The sequence below is a fragment of the Mycolicibacterium septicum DSM 44393 genome, assembly GCF_000455325.1.
GTDB lineage: Bacteria > Actinomycetota > Actinomycetes > Mycobacteriales > Mycobacteriaceae > Mycobacterium > Mycobacterium septicum.
Window position 1 is genome coordinate 653287 of the sequence record NZ_HG322953.1, and the last position, 19752, is coordinate 673038.

The following is a 19752-nucleotide window of genomic DNA, read 5'->3' on the forward strand; positions in this document are numbered from 1 at the left end:
CGCCGCGGGGGACCTGGGTGCCCAGATGCCGCAGGTGGCCACGGCGGTGGCATCGGGCAGCCAGGCCGGCGCCGCCGTCGTGCAGCACCTGCTCGGCGAGGACGTCGGGCTCCCGGTACCGCCGTGGCCCGCCCAGACGGCCGTCACCGCCCAGTACTGGGAACGGCATTACGGGCAGCGGGGCCGCATCTGGAGCGGACGGGTCAACGCCCAACTGGCCAAGATCGCCGCGGACCTGCCGGCGGGCCGGGCGCTGGATCTCGGCTGCGGCGAGGGCGGTGACTCCGTCTGGCTGGCCGAGCAGGGCTGGCAGGTAACGGGCGTCGACGTCTCCGACACCGCGCTCGCCCGGGCGGCGGCCGAGGCGCAGGAACGGGGCGTGGCGGACCGCATCACGTTCGAACGCCATGACCTGTCCGAGAGTCTGCCGTCGGGCCGTTTCGACCTGGTCTCGGCCCAGTTCCTGCAGTCACCGATCGCCATGGACCGCGCCGGGTTGCTGCGGCGCGCCGCCGGTGCGGTGGCCGACGGCGGCCTGCTGGTCATCGTCGATCACGGTGCCGCGCCGCCCTGGGCCCCCGAGCATGTCCGGAAGTTCGCCTTCCCCAGTGCCGATGACGTCGTCGAATCACTGAACCTCGATGACGCGCAATGGGAACGGATCCGGGTGGGAACCGACGAGCGGGAGGCGACGGGGCCCGACGGGCAGCCCGGCATCCTGATCGACAACGTGATGGTGCTGCGGCGGCGGTGACGGGCGGCCCCCGCCGCCGCAAGGCCAATGGCTATGCGGTGGCGGGGATGTCCGTGCGCTGGGTCAGCCGGATGCTGTTACCGGACGGATCGCGGAAGCCGGAATCGATGCCGTAGGGCATCTGGTTCGGCGGTTCGGTGAACTCGACACCGCGCGCGGTCAGCTCGTCGTAGCTCTTCTGACAGTCCTCGGTGGTGAGAAACACCGTGCCGGCGAAGCCCTTTGCGGTCAGGTCCTGGACCTGCTTCTGCGTCTGCTCATCCATCACGGGCTCGCCGGGCACGGCCATCAGCACGATGCCGACCTCGTCTTGTCCGGGCGGGCCGACCGTGAGCCACCGGAATGCGCCCATCTCTTCGGGGAACGAAACGTCCTCGCGCACTTCCATTCCCACCTTCTCGGTCCAGAATTTCAGCGCGATTTCCTGATCGTGAACCCACAAGTGCGTGTATGCGATTTTCATCATGGCCCGACGCTACGTGCGGTCCGGTCCGGCCGTCTTCTCCGTTTGTGCTGTCTTGGGCCGGCCGGCGTGGGGACGCCGCGTGTCGCGCGCCAGGATGCAACTGGGCACCGGGGCCCGGAGCATGGCCGGCGGCAGGCTCGCCCGGTAGGCGGCCGGGGGCTTGCCGTACACCCGCGCGAAGTTCGTGGTGAACGAGCCGACGCTCTGCAGGCCGACCATCACGCAGATGTCGGCGACCGAACGGTCGGTGTTGCGCAGCAGCGCCGCGGCCCGCTCGAGGCGCCGGCTCTGCAGGTAGGCCCGCGGAGATTCACCGAAGGTGCGGGTGAACATCCGGCTGAAGTGCGCCCGGGACAATCCGGCGGCCGCCGCGAGGTCGTCGACGGTGATCGGATCCGCGTAACGGGCGTCCGCGAGATCCTTCGCACGGAGCAAATATCGTGCCGGTGGCACCTGGACCATGCGATTAAGGGTACGGTGATCAGCGCGAACGAGTTGGCCGGGCGGCCGCGGCACCGGTGCAAACCGGGGTCGAGGAAAGTCCGGACTTCACAGAGCAGGGTGATTGCTAACGGCAATCCGAGGTGACTCGCGGGAAAGTGCCACAGAAAACAGACCGCCAGAAATGGTAAGGGTGAAACGGTGCGGTAAGAGCGCACCAGCACCCCGGGTGACCGGGGTGGCTAGGCAAACCCCACCCGAAGCAAGGCCAAGAAGGCCGCAACCTGGTTGCGGTCGCGCAGGCGCCTGAGGGCTGCTCGCCCGAGCCTGCGGGTAGGCCGCTTGAGGCACCCGGTGACGGTGTGTCCAGATGGATGGTCGCCGCCTCACCTTCCGGGGTGAGGGACAGAATCCGGCTTAGAGGCCAACTCGTTCGCCCCCGCTCCGCAACCGGCCCCTAGTGGGTCTTGCGAACCGCCTTGTCCAACTGCTTGAGCGCATCCTGCAGCTGTGCGCGCGACTCCTGGGCGGTGTCGTCTTCCTGCTGATACAGCAGCCCGTAGGTGAAGGTGTCCTCACCGGCGGCATGGGCGGCGTCGGCCTGCGTGCTCAGATGGGCCTTGCTCACCACACTGTCCTGGTGATCGCCGAGCAAGGTCTGGATGTTCTTGGCGCGGTCGGAGACCTTCTCGGCCCCGGTGGCCGCCGCGGTGTAGCGAAGTCGCTTGGCGCCCTTGCGGATTCGGTGCAGCGCCTCGTCCTTCTCCTCTGCGCTGGCCTCGGCATCGCTGTCGGCGGCGGCGGCGGTCTTGGCGGCCTTGCGAACCCGCTTGTACGCCGCGTCGATGTTCACCGATTTCGTTGCAGCGTGGGCGGATTCCGGCTGCTCGGCGCTGACCAGCTCCTCGAGCGCGTCCAGCAGCCGGAAGTAGCGCTCCGAGCGCATCGCCAGCAGGGAACGCCGCCAGCCCGCGGTGTAGCGGCGGTTGGCGCCCTCGACCAGCCGCTGGCGAACCGGCCCGCGGACCAGCTCGGCGGGCATCTCGTCGAGTGCGCGCTGATAGCGCTCGGCCAGCACCTCGGCGTCGCGGGCCACACCCAGTACGGCGGCCAGCGCACGCAACTCGTCGAGCACCCAGCCGTCGTCGTCGAGGCCGAAGGCGTCCTTGGACTCCTGCAGCAGACTCCGGATCTTGCGGGTGGTGACCCGCATCTGATGCACCGAGTCGTAGGCGTCCGCGCGTACCGCACGGTCCCAGATCATCAGCGCCTCGATCTGCTCGGCGATGGCCCGGTGCACCGGATCGGCCGGGGGAGCAGGTGCGGGGGCCACATCCGTGCCGAGCACCCTGGCCAGCTTCGAACCGTGCCCGGCCGGTTCCGCGCCCGCATCCGCCAACCGGTTCGACAGCCGGTCCATCAGGTCGTCGGGCACATCGGCGGTGAGCAGCTCCAGCTCCCACTCCCGCCAGCTCTGTGCATCGGCTTCCTCGCCGGTGACCGAAGCGGTCACCCGGTCGTCGCAGAACTCGGCCAGGCCGACGCCGTCGGCTCCGCGCAGCACCTGCACGTTGCGTTCGGTGCTGATCCGGGCCACCGGGGACAGCGGCCGGTCCCGGACGATCGCGAGCACGATGTCCCGCAGGTCTTCGGGCACGGTGTCGGTTGCTGTGCCCAGCGGCACGCGGACCTCGGTGCGGGTGTCGACGCCGGCCGGAAGCTTCAGGTGCCAGCCCGCGTCGCTGCCGCCGGTGCGGCGCCGCAGCGTGATGCGGTGCGCGGCAAGGTCGCGATTCGGGGTGTCGAAGTACACCGCATCCAGGTGCTGGGTTTCCACGCGGGCGACCTCGGCGATGGCCGACAGCCCCTCGAACGACGGCGAGACGGTGTTCTCGGTGACCGCGAACTTCCGCTCGATTTCGGTGTACCTCGCGGTCTTGGATTTGCCGGGGGCCATAGTCACCTTCGCTGTGCACCGGAGGCGGGAGATCGGATGGCACCAGCGTGCCATATCCGGATGGGTGTCACGACCGGTGTCTGGTCACAGCAACATCAAGACTTGCCGGTGTCCCCACCGCGCTGTCGGTCATGTCGTTCGGAGTCTCCTACTGTTGCTGACATGGGGGCTGAGACGACACCGGCGAACGCCGCTGCCGGGCGCGGACGCCCGCGGCTGGAGCGGCCACGCCGACCGGGCACGACGGCCCGTGAACAGATCCTCGATGCCGCCGCCGAGCTGTTCACCACCCACGGCTACGCCAGCACCTCGACACGGCGCATCGCCGACGAAGTCGGGGTCCGGCAGGCCTCGCTCTATCACCATTTCGCCACCAAGGACGACATTCTCGATGCGTTGCTGGCCGGCACCGTCGACGATGCCCTTCGCCTGGGCGCCGAGCTGCTCGACAGCGCGGGGCCGGCGCCGCAGCACCTGCACACGCTCGCGGTCGCCGATGCACACCAGCTGTGCGCGGGCCGGTGGAATCTGGGTGCCCTGTACCTGCTTCCCGAGCTGCGCACCGACCGGTTCGAACCGTTCCGCCGCCGCCGCGCCGAGCTGCGCGAGGTGTACCGGAGGCTGTCGGAGGCGGTGATCACCGAATGCGCGGGCCCGCCCGACGCCGCCGACCTGCCGTTCCGATTGGTGGAATCGGTGGTCAACAGCCGTTCCGACGATGTCGAGAGCGCGCCCGCGCAGCCCTGGGCAATCGGGGAAGGGGCCTTGCGGATCCTCGGATTCGACGGTGAATTCGGCCCGCTGGAGGACGCCACCGCCGCCCGGCTGGGGCTGCGACCGCCGCAATCCCCGGCCCGCTAGAGTTCGGGCCGTGACCGAGCCCACCTATGAAGCCATCTCGTTCGAGCAGTCCGGCGCCGTCGCGCACATCACGCTGAACCGCCCGGATGCCGCGAATGGCATGAACGACACCATGACTCGCGAACTGGCCGACGCCGCCCGGCGTTGCGACACGCCCGGTACCAAGGCCGTGGTGCTGACCGGTGCGGGCCGGTTCTTCTGCGCGGGCGGCGACCTGAAGTCGTTCGCCGCCGCGCCCGACCGCGGCCGGTTCATCAAGGGCGTCGCCGACGATTTGCACCAGGCCATCTCGTCGTTCGCCCGGATGGACGCCGTGCTGATCACCGCGGTCAACGGCACCGCCGCCGGCGCCGGGTTCAGCCTCGCGGTGGCCGGTGACCTCGTGCTGGCCGCCGAATCGGCCACCTTCACCATGGCCTACACCAAGGTCGGGCTGAGCCCTGACGGCAGCGCTTCCTACCACCTGCCGCGACTGGTCGGACTGCGCCGGGCGCAGGAGCTCATCCTGACCAACCGCACGCTCTCGGCCGCCGAGGCGCAGGACTGGGGATTGATCACCGAGGTGGTCGCCGGGGACGAACTCGCCGCCCGGGCCACGAAACTGGCCGAGCAGGTCGCGGCGGGGTCCGGCGGATCCAACGGTGCGGTCAAGTCGCTGCTGGTGTCCTCGTTCAAGAACAGCCTCGAAGAGCAGATGGCGGCCGAAGGCCGGTTCATCGCCGAGCGGGCCAACTCCGCCGACGGCCGCGAAGGCGTCGACGCGTTCCTGGCCAAGCGCAAGCCCGACTTCGCCTAGCCGGTCGCCGGGCCGGCAGCAGCCGGTTCGATGGTGAGATCGGCCGGCAGCTCGATATCTGCGACGGCCAGGTTCTCCTCCAAGTGGGCAACCGAGGACGTCCCGGGAATCAGCAGCACGTTCGGCGCGACATTCAACGTCCATGCCAACGCGATCTGCGCCGGCGTACGTCCCAGTTCGGTGGCCACCCGCCGGATCGTCGGATGGCCCAGGACCGGATTGTCCGCGGCGAACGCCGAACCCAGCGGAAAGAACGGGACGAAGGCGATGTCGTGCTCGACGCACAGGTCGAGCACGGGCTGCGAGGTGCGGTCGGCGAGGTTGTAGGCGTTCTGCACGCAGGCGATCTCGGTGCGCTCCAACGCGATCTCCACGTGCTCGCGTGAGGCGCTGCTCAGCCCGATGCCTGCGATGAGGCCTTCGTCGCGGGCCGTGATCAGGGTGTCCAGTTGCTGCTCGAACAGCTCCTGGTCGACCTCGGCGGGACCTCCGATGTCGGCCCCGAAGAGCCGCAGATTGACCACGGCAAGCTGGTCGACCCCCAGGGTGCGCAGGTTCTCTTCGATGCTGTGCCGCAGTTCGGCGGGTTGTTGCGCCGGGAGCCAATTGGCCTGGGCGTCGCGCTTGCCACCGACCTTGGTGACAAGCGCCAGGTTCTGCGGGTAGGGGTACAGCGCCTCCCGGATGAGTTCGTTGGCGACATCGGGCCCGTAGAACTGGGCGGTATCGATGTGGTCGACACCGAGGTCGACGGCGCGGCGCAACACCGCGACCGCCTGGTCGTGGTCACGCGGCGGGCCGAATACCCCGGGCCCGGGCAACTGCATCGCGCCGAATCCGACACGTCGGACGACCCGCGACCCTAGCGAGAATGTCTGTGGGTAGGTCATGGCGGACCTTTCGTTAGATCTCTAACTATATGAGATCAAACTATATGAGCACTGATATTCTCTGTCAACGAATCAGAGGAGAACCGTCGTGAACGACGAGCAACGGAGCGCGGCGCAACTGGCCGATGCCTTCGGGCGCGCTGCCAAGTCCGTTGTCCGCGCATTCGACGAGCGCCTCGGCGACCGTGGTGTGTCGACCCCACGGTCCAAGCTGCTCGCCGAGATCGAACGGATGCAGCCGGTCCGCTCGGCCGAGGTGGCCAGGGCGGTCGGTGTCACCCAAGCCACCGCATCAACCCTCGTCGAGGCTCTGGTGCGGGAAGGGCTGGTGGTCCGTACCCCCGATGAAAACGACCGCCGCGCAGTGCGATTGACGACGACGGCCGAGGGGCAGGAGCAAGCCCGGCACTGGCGGGCCGACTACATCGCCGCTGCACACGAGATGTTCGCCGGCCTCACCAGTGAGGACAAGGCAGCGCTGACCCGGTTACTCAACAAACTCGGTGACGCGCTGGCCTGAAGCCGAGCAGGGTCGCGAGAAAGAGCTCAGGCGTAGCCCTCGATCACGACGGTCTCCATGTCGGGGACGTCCTGGCGTAGTGCCAACAGGACGCCGGGGGCGGCCACCAGTCCGAGGCTCGCATCGAAGGGGACTTCGGCGACCGGCTGACAAGTTGTGTTGCTGAACATCCGCAGGAAAGACGGTCCGTTCGGGTCGTGGCTGACGTCCCGGCTGAAATCAGACAAGACGAAGCCGTCACGCAACGCGACGTAGCCGACTCTGGACTCTCTGCGGTTGGGCAGCAGCCTGCCTCCGGGATATATCGGTGTCGTGGTGTTGCATCGCGGTTTTCCGTCACTGCCGTACACCGACAGTACGGAGTCCCTTGTGGGTGGATTGCGTTTGTGGCGGACCAGGAAGTCTTCTGCGGGAGCCGGTGTGGTCAGTGCGTCGACATCCGCCGGCAGCGGCACTATGAGCTTCTTGCCCGGATCGACGTAGTAGTCGGTCGCGCGTTGCGGATCGTTTGCACTGACCTCCAGGTAGATCCCGGCCGAGCCGGTCGGAAATGGGTAGATCGAGAAATCTCGCCAGGACTCGTCATCGAGAGATACGTCCGGCAGGTACGTGAACTCCCAGAGTTTCTCACCGTTCCGCGGATCGGCAGCGAGGATCCGGTGGTCCACCACGCGATGCCCCTCGGTCTCGCGCTCGCACCACAACAGCGACGTGAGCCGGTTGCCGGTATCGGCGGCGCGCTGCTCAGAACAATCACCCCGGGGATTGGTCACGGACCACATGGCCTCCCCGGTGCGGGCATCGAACCGGGTCCAGGTTTCGTCGGTGCGGTCGACGAGGAACGGATCGGCGTCATACAGGCCTGACTTAGCGAGGAATGCCGACGTCAACCGGGCGTCGCGGCGTGTCCACAGGTGTTGCCCGGTGATCGCGTCGATACCCACGAGAACAGATTCCGCGCGCTGTGAACGGGCTGGCGCTGCGCCGAAGTCCGCTACGACCACGGTGGCGCCCTGGTCGTAGACCCGCGCCGACATGGTCGACTCTGCCGGTCCCGTCCTGCGGTAATGCCAACGCTCGTTGCCGTCGGCCCCATAAGCCGTCACGGCGCCGGCGTAACTGACCACGAAACCCGGCCCCGCAGGCCAGATTTCGTAGTTTCGCTCGTCGAAGGCCGGGCGCGCGGCGGGCAGCTTCACGGTGAACTTGTGTTGACCGAGCGCAATCGGGTACGGCGGAACGTCGACTTGGTTCGCGGTGGTCGCGTCGATGAATCTGCCGTCGTTACCGGCGAACCCCGCAGCGACGGTCACCGCCGCAGATGCCACCACGGCGACGACTACTCCGGCGCCGAGCATCGGAGCGACCCGCCGCGTCCACCACGGCAGCCCAAAGGCCGCGAACACCGCAGCGACCGCGCCGGCGACGGTGAGCGCCCAGGCACCCACGGCCGCGGGCAGTGACGCGGTGATGGGGCCTTCACGCATGACATCGCGGAAGTAGCCCAATGCGCCGGTGCTGAAGGCGGCGAGGAAGACGAGCGCAACAACCGCCAGGACACCAACGGTGGCCCAGCGGTGCGGTTGACCGGAACGTCGTGCCCGCCGGGTGCGTAAAAGGGCGAGTAATAGCAGTGCGGCAACGATCGCTGCCGACACCGAGAGAAAGGCTGCCGAGTTCCACGGGTGCTGATCAACCTTCGGCGGGCGTGGTGGATCACCGACCACGCCGAACTTGGCGTCGAGGCGACTCCAAATTGCCAGCGCGATTGCCGACACGAACCAAACCACCGCGGCACCGGCGGAGAATGACCCGATTCGACTCGGTGTGGTGCCGTCAGAGGGAATGTTCTGATCGCTGCTCACGCGCTCATCGTCACACACGCCAGGGCAGCGCCAGATCAACAAAAACGTCGCTGAATCCGTTGGGCAGCGACGTTTTCGTTGATCTCGGCGCGAGAAATCAGTAGCTGTGCTCTTCGGCCGGGAACACCCCGGTCGCCACGTCGTTGGCGTACTGCGCTGCCGCGCGGTGCAGTTCGCCGCCCACGTCACCGAAACGCTTGACGAACTTGGCGGTCTTGCCGCTGGTGAGCCCGGCCATGTCCTGCCAGACCAGCACCTGGGCATCGCAATTGGGGCCGGCACCGATGCCGACCGTGGGGATCGTCAGCTTGCCCGTGATCTGGGTCGCCAACTCGGCGGGCACCATCTCGAGTACCACCGCGATCGCACCGGCTTCCTGCACGGCGATCGCATCGTGGATGGTCTGCTCGGCGGCGTCGCCGCGGCCCTGGACGCGGAACCCGCCCAGCCCGTTCACGCTCTGCGGGGTGAAGCCGATGTGCGCCACCACCGGGATGCCGGCGGCCGACAACGTCGCGATCTGATCGGCCATCCGCTCACCGCCCTCCAGCTTGATCGCCTGCGCGCCGGTCTCCTTCATGAAGCGGGTGGCGGTGGCCAGTGCCTGGGCCGGGCTGCTCTCGTAGCTGCCGAACGGCAGGTCGGCCACGACCAGCGCATGCGGGGCGCCCTTGACGACCGCGCGGGCCAACGGGATCAGCTCGTCGATCGTGATCGGCACGGTCGTGTCGTAGCCGTACACGACGTTTGCCGCCGAGTCGCCGACGAGCAGCACCGGAATGTCGGCCTCGTCGAACACGCGCGCACTCGAGTAGTCGTAACAGGTGAGCATCGCCCACTTGTGGCCTTCGGACTTCCATTTCTGCAGCGTGAGCGTGCGGACCTTGGTACGCGGCTTGGCTGCCACGGACTCCGCGGCGGTTTCGGAAGCACCATAAACAGACTGTTCAGACATCGTCGTCCCTTGTGATGGTCGGTTCGATCCTCGAGGCCGCTCTGCGGTCCCCGGGTTCGTCGGACTCTGTCAGTCTGCCACCGCAGGGAATGAAGGCAAAAGCGACGTTCGAGTGGATTTCCTCACAGTTTCAGCGTCGCGACCTAACATCAGCGGCATGCAACGGCTCAGCGGACTCGACGCCAGTTTCCTGTATCTCGAAACCGCGGCGCAGCCGATGCACGTGTGCTCGGTGCTCGAACTGGACACGTCGACCATGCCGGGCGGCTACACGTTCGACCGCTTGCGTGACGCGCTGTCGCTGACCGTCAAGGCGATGCCGCAATTCCGGGAGAAACTGGCCGACAGCCGGTTCAATCTCGACCATCCGGTGCGGGTGGAGGACAAGGACTTTGACGTCAGCAGGCACCTGCACCGGATCGGCCTCCCCGCACCCGGCGGGCGGGCCGAGCTGTCCGAGATCTGCGGCCACATCGCCTCGCTGCCGCTGGACCGGACCCGGCCGCTGTGGGAGATGTGGGTCATCGAGAACGTGGCGGGCACCGACGCCCATGCCGGCGGCCGGTTGGCGCTGATGACCAAGGTGCACCATTCCGGCGTGGACGGGGTGACCGGTGCCAATCTGATGTCGCAGTTGTGCACCACCGAGGCGGACGCACCGCCGCCGGAGCCGGTCGACGGGGTGGGCGGCGCCACCGGCGCAGAGATCGCCATCAGCGGTGCGCTCAGGTTCGTGGCCCGCCCACTGAAGTTGGCCAACGTGCTGCCCTCGACTGCGAGCACCGTCATCGACACGGTGCGCCGGGCCTTCAACGGCCAGGCGATGGCCGCCCCGTTCAATGCACCGAAGACCGCGTTCAACACCAACATCACCGGGCAGCGCAGCGTCGCGTTCGCCCAGCTGGATCTCGAGGACATCAAGACCGTCAAGAACCACTTCGACGTCAAGGTCAACGACGTGGTGATGGCGCTGGTGTCCGGCGTCCTGCGTACCTTCCTGCACGACCGCGGCGAACTACCGGACAGCTCCCTGGTCGCGATGGTGCCGGTGTCCGTGCATGACCGTTCCGACCGTCCCGGGCGCAATCAGGTGTCGGGGATGTTCTCCAAGCTCGAAACCAACATCGACGATCCGGCCGAGCGGCTGCGGGCCATCGCCGCGTCGAATTCGGTTGCCAAGCAACACAGCTCCGCGATCGGTGCGACGCTGCTCCAGGACTGGACACAGTTCGCCGCGCCCGCGGTGTTCGGCGCCGCGATGCGGGTGTACGCGGCCAGCCGGCTGTCCGGGGCCAAACCCGTCCACAATCTCGTCATCTCCAACGTGCCGGGGCCGCAGGAGCCGCTATACATGTTGGGCTGTGAGGTCAAGGCCATGTACCCGCTGGGCCCGATCTTCCACGGATCGGGTCTCAACATCACCGTGATGTCGCTGACCGGCATGCTCGACGTCGGCATCATGTCCTGCCCGGATCTGCTGCCTGACCTGTGGGACATGGCCGACGATTTCCACGTGGCGCTCGAAGAACTCCTCGCCGCTACCCGATAGTGCCACCGCGCGTCGCGATAGGCCGGGCCTGCGGCGATGTCGTGCCATGGCAGCATGGTCAGCCATGAAGTTCAGGATGAGGTTCGGCGCGCTGCTGGCGACGACGGCGGTCGCCGCGGCGGGCTGCACCCAGGTGGTCGACGGGGAAGCCCAGATTGCGGTCCCACGGCCCGGCACGCCGGTGCAATGGCTGCCGTGCAACGCCGGATCGGGTGACCACGCGCAGATCCCCGATAACGCCGAATGCGGGCTGCTGTCGGTGCCTGTCGACTACTCGAAGCCAGAGGGCGAAATCGCCCGCCTGGCGATGATCCGCTTCCCGGCTGCGGGGCAGAAGATCGGCTCGCTGGTGATCAACCCGGGCGGCCCCGGGGAGTCCGGGGTGGAATCGGCCGTCTCCCTGCTGTCCGGCCTGCCGCAGTCGGTCAAGGACCGGTTCGACATCGTCGGGTTCGACCCGCGCGGCGTCGGCTCCTCGACGCCCGCGGTGTGGTGCAACTCCGACGAGGACAACGACCGGCTGCGCGCCGATCCGACGGTCGAATACACCCCGGAGGGCGTCGAGCACCTGGAGAAGGAGACCAAGGACTTCGTCCAGCGCTGCGTCGACAAGATGGGCAAAGACTTCCTGGAGAACGTCGGCACCGAGAACGTCGCCAAGGATCTCGACGCGATCCGGGTCGCGCTCGGCGACGACAAGCTGACCTACCTGGGCTACTCCTACGGCACCCGCATCGGTGCGACCTACGCCGAGCAGTTCCCGGAGAAGGTCCGCGCGATGATCCTCGACGGCGCCGTCGACCCCAATGCGGATCCGGTCGAAGAAGACATCCGTCAGGCCGCAGCATTCCAGAAGGCCTTCGACGACTACGCCACCGACTGCGCCACCAAGAACCCCGACTGCCCGCTGGGCACGGATCCGGCCAAGGCCGTCGAGGTGTACAAGAGCCTGGTCGACCCGCTGGTGGAACATCCGGCCAAGACGCGGGATCCGCGCGGGCTGAGCTACAGCGACGCCACCGTGGGCACCATCCTGCCGCTGTACTCACCGAATCTGTGGCGGCACCTGACCGAGGGCCTGACCGGGCTGAAGAACGGCAACGGCGATGTGATGCTGGCGCTGGCCGACCTCTACATGGGCCGGGATGCCAAGGGCCACTACAACAATTCGACCGACGTACGCGTCGCGGTCAACTGCGTGGACAAGCCCGCCATCACCGACCGGGCCACCGTCGTCGACGAGGACCGAAGGGCCCGCGAGGTGGCGCCGTTCATGAGCTACGGCGAATTCACCGGACACGCCCCGCTGGGCACCTGCGCGTTCTGGCCGGTGCCGCCGACCAGCAAGCCGCACGAGATCTCGGTGAAGGGGCTGCCCCCGACGTTGATCGTGTCGACCACCAACGACCCGGCGACGCCCTACCAGGCCGGTGTCGACCTGGCCCGTCAGCTCGGCGGCACCCTGGTGACCTTCGAGGGCACCCAGCACACCGTGGTGTTCCAGGGCAACAAGTGCATCGACGACATCGCCGCCACCTACCTCGTCGACGTGACGGTGCCGCCGCCCGGGACCCGCTGCTGACCGATCGGGCCGGCAAGGTCACCGGATGGTCTCCGGCCGATCTCTGGTCGGCGTCAGGCACAGACCCGGTACCGACCGCCGTGCGACCATGACTGCCGTGTGGTGGGCGGGCAGGGCTGGACGTGTTTTGGCGGCGGTGCTGCTCGGTGCCACCGCCGTGGTCTGCCCGGTCGCGCAGGCTGCTCCGGAATCGGGGCCGGAATGGGGGAGTTGCGCCAGCTGGGTGCAGAATCCGGCCGCGATCCCGACCGCGCAATGCAGCACCATCCCGGTACCGCTGGACTGGAATTCCCCGGATCCTCAAGGCGCGCAAGCGCAATTGGCGGTCATCCGGATACCGGCCACCGGTGACCGGATCGGCGCCTTGTTCATCAACCCCGGCGGCCCCGGCGCCTCCGCGGTGGACACGGTGGCCGGTATGGGTGCGGCGCTGGCCGGCTCACCACTCACCGACCATTTCGATCTCGTCGGCTTCGATCCGCGCGGCGTCGGGCATTCCACGCCCGAGTTGCGTTGCCGCACCGACGCCGAGATCGACGCCTACCGCCGCGAGTCGCTGACCGACTTCAGCCCGGCCGGGGTGGCCCACATCGAAGACGTCTACCGCCAGTTCGCCCAGCAGTGCCTGGACCGCATGGGCGCGCCGTTCCTGGCCAACGTGGGCACGGCCGCGGCGGTGCGGGACATGGATGCGGTGCGGGCCGCGCTGGGGGAGAACCAGATCAACTATCTGGGCTTCTCCTACGGCACCGAGCTCGGCGGCGCGTACGCCGAACAGTTCGGCGACCGGGTACGCACCATGGTGCTCGACGGGGCGATCGACCCCAGCCTGGATCCCGTCACCAAGAACATCCGCCAGCTCGCCGGCTTCCAGAGGGCTTTCGACACCTATGCCGCGGACTGCGCGCAATCGGCGGACTGCCCGCTGGGCACCGATCCGGCCCAGTTCGTCGGCCGGTTCCAGCGACTGGTGGATCCGCTGACGACGACGCCGGGCACCACCTCGGACCCGCGCGGACTCGGCTACGCCGACGCGATCACCGGTACCGGCAACGCCCTCTACTCGGCGCGGTACTGGCCCTACCTGACCAGCGGGATGCTCGGGTTGACGCGCGGCACCGATGCCGGTGACCTGCTGCTGCTCGCCGACGACTACTGGCGCCGCGACGAAAACGGTCACTACAAGAACATGCAGGACGCCTTCACCGCGATCCGCTGCGTCGACTCGCCGTTCCCCACCGACCCGGCGGTGTGGGCCAACGCCGATCAGCAGATCCGGGCTGTGGCACCGTTCATGGCCTACGGAGAGTTCACCGGATACGCGCCCCGCGACATCTGCGCCCTGTGGCCGGTTCCTGCCACCTCTGCGCCGCACCCGGTCACCGGGCCCGGACCGGGCAAGGTCGTGGTGGTGTCCACCACCGGAGACCCCGCCACGCCGTATCAGGCGGGCGTGGACTTGGCCCGGCAAATGGGCGCGGCGCTGATCTCCTTCCGCGGCACCCAACACACCGTGGTGTTCAACGGGAACGCCTGCGTGGACACCGCCGTGCTGGGTTTCTTCGTCAACGGAACGTCTCCGGGCGACCTCTCCTGCTAAGTCTTCCAGGGCTGTAACACAGATTTAACAGCCGATGCCTACGCTGCGGGCATGGACCGCCAGAAGGAATTCGTGCTGCGCACCCTGGAGGAACGCGATATCCGGTTCGTTCGGTTGTGGTTCACCGACGTCCTCGGCTACCTCAAATCGGTAGCGATCGCGCCCGCCGAACTCGAAGGCGCCTTCGAGGAGGGCATCGGTTTCGACGGCTCTTCGATCGAGGGCTTCGCCCGCGTCTCGGAATCCGACACCGTCGCCCGACCCGACCCCTCCACCTTCCAGGTGCTGCCCTGGACCACCAGCGCGGGCAAGCACTACTCGGCCCGCATGTTCTGCGACATCACCATGCCGGACGGCTCACCGTCATGGGCCGACTCCCGGCACGTGCTGCGCCGCCAGCTGGCCAAGGCCAGCGACCTGGGCTTCACCTGCTACGTGCACCCCGAGATCGAGTTCTTCCTGCTGCAGCCCGGCCCGGACGACGGGTCGGTGCCCGTGCCTGCCGACAACAGCGGCTATTTCGACCAGGCCGTGCACGATTCGGCCCCGAACTTCCGTCGCCACGCCATCGAGGCGCTGGAGCAGATGGGCATCTCGGTGGAGTTCAGCCACCACGAGGGCGCGCCCGGCCAGCAGGAGATCGACCTGCGCTACGCCGACGCGTTGTCGATGGCCGACAACGTGATGACCTTCCGGTACCTGGTCAAAGAGGTCGCCCTGGCCGACGGCGTGCGGGCGTCGTTCATGCCCAAGCCGTTCGGCGAGCACCCCGGCTCGGCCATGCACACGCACATGAGCCTGTTCGAGGGCGACACCAACGCCTTCCACAGCCCCGACGACCCGCTGCAGCTGTCCGATGTGGCCAAGTCCTTCATCGCGGGCATCCTGGAGCACGCCAGCGAGATCAGTGCCGTCACCAACCAGTGGGTGAACTCCTACAAGCGCCTGGTGCACGGCGGCGAGGCGCCCACCGCCGCCTCGTGGGGCGCGGCCAACCGCTCGGCGCTGGTGCGGGTCCCGATGTACACCCCGCGCAAGGCGTCGTCGCGGCGCGTCGAGGTCCGCAGCCCCGACTCGGCATGCAACCCGTACCTGACCTTCGCGGTCCTGCTGGCCGCCGGTCTGCGGGGCGTCGAGAAGGGCTACGTGCTCGGCCCGCAGGCCGAGGACAACGTGTGGAGCCTGACGCCCGAGGAGCGGCGCGCCATGGGCTACCGCGAGCTGCCGTCCAGCCTGGGCAACGCGCTGGAGGCCATGGAGAACTCCGAGCTCGTGGCGGAAGCGTTGGGGGAGCACGTATTCGACTACTTCCTGCGCAACAAGCGCGCGGAGTGGGAGAACTACCGCAGCCACGTCACGCCCTACGAGCTGAAGAACTACCTGTCGCTCTGAGTCGGGGGCGGCGCCGGAGCTTCGTGCGCTACCGTCGTGAACGTGCCCAAGCCTGCAACCGATCGCCCGAAACTGCCCAGCGTCGGTCGGCTCGGTCTGGTCCATCCGCAGGCTGCGGCCCACCTCGAACAGCTCGGCTGGAAGACCGAGGCGTACGTCGAGTTGCTGTGGTCGCTGTCGCGCGCTCCCGACGCCGACGTAGCGCTGCTGGCGATGGTGCGGCTGGCCGATGCGCTGGGGCCCGACGCGGACGAGCTCAACCGCCAACTGCTGACCGACCGGGCGTTGCGGGGCCGGCTGTTCGGTGTGCTGGGGTCATCCCTGGCCCTCGGTGACCACCTCGTCGCCCACCCGCAGTCGTGGCGGTTGTTGACCGGCGACGTCGTGCTCCCCGGTGTCGAGGAGCTGCACCGCGTCTTCACCACTGCCGCCCGCGGTGCCGAGATCGACAGGGGCACAAGCAGTGCCGTGCCCGCCCTGCGGGATCTCTACCGTGACCACCTGCTGGTCCTGGCCGCGCTCGACGTGGCCTCGACCGTCGAGAACGAGCCGGTGCTGCCTTTCGTCGAGGTCGCCGCTCACCTGTCCGATCTGGCCGACGCGGCACTCGGTGCCGCCCTGACGGTGGCCACCAGGGTCGTGTGCGAGGACGGGGTGGAGCCCCGGCTGGCGGTCGTCGCGATGGGTAAATGCGGTGCGCGCGAGCTCAATTACGTCAGCGACGTCGACGTCATCTTCGTGGGGGAGTCCGTCGCGGACGGGGACGGCGACGACAACCTGGCGACCGCGACCCGGGTGGCCGGCGAGATGATGCGGTTCGCCGCCGATGCCTTCTTCGAGGTCGATGCCGCGTTGCGCCCGGAAGGCAAACGCGGCCAACTGGTCCGGACATTGGAATCCCATGTCGCGTACTACCAGCGCTGGGCGAAAACCTGGGAGTTCCAGGCACTGCTCAAGGCGCGTCCCGCCGCGGGCGACGCCGAACTCGGCAAGGCCTACATCGATGCCCTGATGCCCATGGTGTGGACCGCCTGCGAGCGTGAGGATTTCGTTCCCGAGGTGCAGGCCATGCGTCGCCGCGTCGAGGAACTCGTCCCGGCCGGGGTGCGGGCCCGGGAGCTGAAGCTCGGCACCGGCGGCCTGCGTGACGTCGAATTCGCCGTCCAGCTCCTGCAATTGGTGCACGGGCGCAACGACGACTCGCTGCATGTGGCGTCCACCGTCGATGCGCTGGCGGCTCTCGGTGAGGGCGGCTACATCGGTCGCGACGACACCGCCAACATGACCGCGTCCTACGAATTCCTGCGGCTGCTCGAACATCGGCTGCAACTGCAGCGGCTGAAGCGCACCCACATGCTGCCCGACGAAAGCGACGACGAGGCCTACCGATGGCTGGCCCGGGCTGCACACGTGCGCCCCGACGGGCGCCACGACGCCCAAGGCGTGCTGCGCGAAGAACTCAAACGGCAGAGCATGCGGGTGTCGCGGTTGCACGCCAAGCTCTTCTACCAGCCGCTGCTGGAGTCGGTGGGCCAGCCGGCGGTGGGTATCGGTGCCGGCATGAGCACCGAGGCGGCCGAACGTCAGCTCGCCGCACTGGGTTACGAGGGACCGCAGAGCGCGCTCACGCATCTGGCCGCGCTCACCGGCCAGGGCGGGCGCCGCGCGCGGGTGCAACAGGTGCTGTTGCCGACCCTGCTGGACTGGCTCTCGGACACGCCCGACCCGGACGCCGGTCTGCTGGCCTACCGCCGGATCAGCGAGGAGTTGGCCGAGCAGCGCTGGTATCTGTCGACCCTGCGCGACGAGGGAGCGGTGGCCAAGCGGCTGATGCGCGTGCTCGGCACCTCGGCCTACATCCCGGAACTGCTGATGCGGGCCCCCGAGGTGATCCAGCTGTACGCCGACGGTCCCAGCGGGCCGAAGCTGCTCGACGGCGATCCTGACAGCGTGGCCCGCGCATTGGTGGCCTCTGCCGGCCGGCACCCGGACCCCGTGCGCGGCATCGCCGCCGCGCGCACTCTGCGCCGCCGGGAATTGGCCCGCATCGCCTCGGCCGACGTGCTGGGCCTGCTCGACGTGACCGACGTCTGCAAGGCACTGACCTCGGTGTGGGTCGCGGTGCTGGAGGCCGCGCTGAACGCGGTGATCCGGGCCAACACACCGGAATCCGGGGTGCCCGCGCGTATCGCGGTCATCGGCATGGGCCGCCTCGGCGGTGGTGAGCTCGGATACGGCTCCGATGCCGACGTGATGTTCGTGTGCGAACCCGTCGCGGGCGTCGAGGACTCGGCCGCCGTGCGCTGGTCGGTGAGCATCGCCGAACAGGTCAGGGCCCTGCTGGGGACACCGAGCGCGGATCCGCCGCTGGAGGTCGACACCGGGCTGCGTCCAGAGGGACGAAACGGACCGCTGGTGCGCACGCTGGCGTCGTATGCGGCGTATTACGAGCAGTGGGCCCAGCCGTGGGAGATCCAGGCGCTGCTGCGGGCCCACCGGGTGGCAGGCGATCTCGAACTCGGCGAACGCTTCCTGATCATGGCCGACAAGACCCGTTACCCCTCCGGTGGGGTATCGGCCGAGGCCGTCCAGGAGATCCGGCGCATCAAGGCCCGCGTCGACGCGGAACGTCTTCCGCGCGGCGCCGACCCCAACACGCACACCAAGCTGGGTCGCGGCGGGCTGGCCGACATCGAGTGGACCGTGCAGCTGCTGCAACTGCGCTACGCGCACAAGTTCCCTGCGCTGCACAACACCTCGACATTGCAGACCCTCGACGCGATCGGTGCGGCCGAGCTGGTCGCCGAGAGCGATGTGGCGCTGTTACGCGATGCCTGGCTGACGGCCACGCGGGCGCGCAACGCCCTGGTGCTGGTGCGTGGCAAGCCCACCGACCAGCTGCCCGGACCGGGCCGCCAGCTCAATGCGGTGGCCCTGGCGGCCGGCTGGGGCAGCGACGACGGCGGGGAGTTCCTGGACAACTATCTGCGGGTGACGCGGCGGGCGAAGGGTGTGGTCCGGAAGATTTTCGGCGGGGAGTAGTGCCCCGCGTGCACGACGTCGCAGTGGGTGGTGTTAATAAGGGCATATAACCAATTCACTGGGAGTCCGGATGAAGCACACGTTCGACGTCATCACCGCGGCCGAGCACGATCGGCTCGAAGCCCTTTACGAGCCCTTTGCCCAGGCGATGCGCGAACTCGTCGACGCCGGAGTGCGCACCGAGGTGGACCCGCAGACCATCGCCGAGGCGACCGCGGCTGTCGAAGCCGTCACCGCCTCGCTGCGCCGTGAGCAGCGCGACGGGCCGCACGCCGTGCTGCATGCCGAGACGAACCGGCCGGTCGTGTGGGCGAATCCGGTCGTCGGATTGCGCAACGCGCTGGCCCCGCCGCTGGTGATCGAACACGCCGAGGACGGCAGCTGCTGGAGTGAATTCGTGCTGGGCGCCGCCTACGAGGGTCCGCTGGGCTGGGTGCACGGCGGCATCTGTGCATTGGTGCTCGACCACATCCTCGGCGAGGTGGCCAGCGGCGGACTGCACGAGCCGCGCTACACCGGGACCATCACGTGCCGCTACCGCCGGGGCACGCCGCTGGGGCCACTGCGCGCCGAGGCCTACATCGACCGGACCGAGGGCGTCAAAACCTTTGCGCGGGGCCATATCAGCGACGCTGACGGAATCACCGTCGAGGCTGAAGGGGTCTTCATCACCCCGGCGTGGGCACGGGATGCCGGATGAAGATCTACGTGAGCATGGCCTTCATGGACACCCGGGAGGCCGTCGAGGTGGCCAGGGCCGCAGACGATCTCGGCTACGACGGGATGGGCATCCCGGATCATGTGGTCAACCTTGAGACGCTGAAGACGCCGTATCCGTACACCAAGGACGGCAAGCGCCGCTGGGAGGCGTTCACCGACTGGCCGGACCCGTGGGTGATGATCGGGTCGCTGGCTCTGGTCACCACCCGGCTGAAGTTCGTCACCACGGTCTACCTGCCCGCCATGCGCGACCCGTACTCGGCTGCCAAAGCCATTGGCACCGCGGCCTATCTGGCCGACGGACGGCTGGAACTCGGGATCGGGGTCGGCTGGTGCGAGGAGGAGTTCGAGCTGCTGGGGCA

General features: G+C 68.2%; 17 protein-coding genes and 1 other RNA gene. 12 read left to right on the forward strand and 6 right to left on the reverse strand.

Annotation, left to right across the window (positions count from 1 at the left end; genetic code table 11):
- Nucleotides 1–754, forward strand: a 754-nt coding sequence (locus TX88_RS29920; RefSeq protein ID WP_162563234.1) for an SAM-dependent methyltransferase, incomplete at its 5' end; no start/stop codon positions are given.
- Nucleotides 755–785: 31 nt separating this feature from the next.
- Here TX88_RS29920 and TX88_RS29925 read toward each other — a convergent pair.
- The gene (locus TX88_RS29925) at nt 786–1220 is read right to left on the reverse strand and encodes a VOC family protein (RefSeq protein ID WP_044523521.1); all 435 of its coding nucleotides are present in this window, start codon (nt 1218–1220) and stop codon (nt 786–788) included.
- 9 nt (nt 1221–1229) lie between these two features.
- Nucleotides 1230–1682, reverse strand: a complete 453-nt coding sequence (locus TX88_RS29930) for a helix-turn-helix transcriptional regulator (RefSeq protein WP_044523522.1) — start codon at nt 1680–1682, stop codon at nt 1230–1232.
- Nucleotides 1683–1711: 29 nt separating this feature from the next.
- On the opposite strand from TX88_RS29930, the gene rnpB reads away from it, so the two are divergent.
- An RNA gene (gene rnpB, locus TX88_RS32965) (RNase P RNA component class A) lies at nt 1712–2097 on the forward strand.
- Nucleotides 2098–2118: 21 nt separating this feature from the next.
- Here the strand turns inward: rnpB and TX88_RS29935 are convergent.
- Nucleotides 2119–3618: a CYTH and CHAD domain-containing protein gene (locus TX88_RS29935; RefSeq protein WP_044523524.1), complete on the reverse strand. Its 1500-nt coding sequence runs from the start codon at nt 3616–3618 to the stop codon at nt 2119–2121.
- A 162-nt stretch (nt 3619–3780) separates the two neighbouring features.
- Between TX88_RS29935 and TX88_RS29940 the strand changes: the two genes are divergently transcribed.
- Both TX88_RS29940 and TX88_RS29945 read left to right on the forward strand, forming a co-directional pair.
- Nucleotides 3781–4479, forward strand: a complete 699-nt coding sequence (locus TX88_RS29940; protein ID WP_044523525.1) for a TetR/AcrR family transcriptional regulator — start codon at nt 3781–3783, stop codon at nt 4477–4479.
- A gap of 10 nt (nt 4480–4489) precedes the next feature.
- Nucleotides 4490–5275 (forward strand): enoyl-CoA hydratase/isomerase family protein, encoded by a 786-nt coding sequence (locus tag TX88_RS29945; protein WP_044523530.1) that lies wholly within the window; start codon nt 4490–4492, stop codon nt 5273–5275.
- Here the strand turns inward: TX88_RS29945 and TX88_RS29950 are convergent.
- Nucleotides 5272–6165, reverse strand: a complete 894-nt coding sequence (locus TX88_RS29950) for an oxidoreductase (RefSeq protein WP_044523535.1) — start codon at nt 6163–6165, stop codon at nt 5272–5274. The genes TX88_RS29945 and TX88_RS29950 overlap by 4 nt on opposite strands.
- 88 nt (nt 6166–6253) lie before the next feature.
- Between TX88_RS29950 and TX88_RS29955 the strand changes: the two genes are divergently transcribed.
- A complete protein-coding gene (locus TX88_RS29955; RefSeq protein ID WP_044523539.1) occupies nt 6254–6685 on the forward strand; it encodes a MarR family winged helix-turn-helix transcriptional regulator in 432 nt (143 codons plus the stop codon).
- A gap of 26 nt (nt 6686–6711) precedes the next feature.
- Here TX88_RS29955 and TX88_RS29960 read toward each other — a convergent pair whose 3' ends face one another.
- Both TX88_RS29960 and panB read right to left on the reverse strand, forming a co-directional pair.
- Nucleotides 6712–8550 (reverse strand): BamB-related PQQ repeat family beta-propellar protein, encoded by a 1839-nt coding sequence (locus TX88_RS29960; protein ID WP_162563235.1) that lies wholly within the window; start codon nt 8548–8550, stop codon nt 6712–6714.
- Between the two features lie 97 nt (nt 8551–8647).
- Entirely contained in the window at nt 8648–9505 is an 858-nt protein-coding gene (gene panB, locus TX88_RS29965; RefSeq protein ID WP_044523542.1) for a 3-methyl-2-oxobutanoate hydroxymethyltransferase, read from the reverse strand.
- A 157-nt stretch (nt 9506–9662) separates the two neighbouring features.
- On the opposite strand from panB, the gene TX88_RS29970 reads away from it, so the two are divergent.
- The 7 genes from TX88_RS29970 to TX88_RS30000 all read left to right on the forward strand — a co-directional run.
- A complete protein-coding gene (locus tag TX88_RS29970; RefSeq protein WP_044523544.1) occupies nt 9663–11054 on the forward strand; it encodes a WS/DGAT/MGAT family O-acyltransferase in 1392 nt (463 codons plus the stop codon).
- A 64-nt stretch (nt 11055–11118) separates the two neighbouring features.
- Nucleotides 11119–12636, forward strand: a complete 1518-nt coding sequence (locus TX88_RS29975) for an alpha/beta hydrolase (RefSeq protein WP_244438708.1) — start codon at nt 11119–11121, stop codon at nt 12634–12636.
- Nucleotides 12637–12724: 88 nt separating this feature from the next.
- Nucleotides 12725–14236, forward strand: a complete 1512-nt coding sequence (locus TX88_RS29980) for an alpha/beta hydrolase (protein WP_044524339.1) — start codon at nt 12725–12727, stop codon at nt 14234–14236.
- A 51-nt stretch (nt 14237–14287) separates the two neighbouring features.
- The gene (glnA, locus tag TX88_RS29985; protein ID WP_036449413.1) at nt 14288–15628 is read left to right on the forward strand and encodes a type I glutamate--ammonia ligase; all 1341 of its coding nucleotides are present in this window, start codon (nt 14288–14290) and stop codon (nt 15626–15628) included.
- Nucleotides 15629–15664: 36 nt separating this feature from the next.
- Nucleotides 15665–18670, forward strand: a complete 3006-nt coding sequence (locus TX88_RS29990) for a bifunctional [glutamine synthetase] adenylyltransferase/[glutamine synthetase]-adenylyl-L-tyrosine phosphorylase (RefSeq protein WP_110918230.1) — start codon at nt 15665–15667, stop codon at nt 18668–18670.
- Nucleotides 18671–18740: 70 nt separating this feature from the next.
- Nucleotides 18741–19370 (forward strand): PaaI family thioesterase, encoded by a 630-nt coding sequence (locus tag TX88_RS29995; RefSeq protein ID WP_044523548.1) that lies wholly within the window; start codon nt 18741–18743, stop codon nt 19368–19370.
- A partial coding sequence (locus tag TX88_RS30000) for an LLM class flavin-dependent oxidoreductase (RefSeq protein WP_044523549.1) occupies nt 19367–19752 on the forward strand: 386 nt, incomplete at its 3' end. The genes TX88_RS29995 and TX88_RS30000, both read left to right, overlap by 4 nt.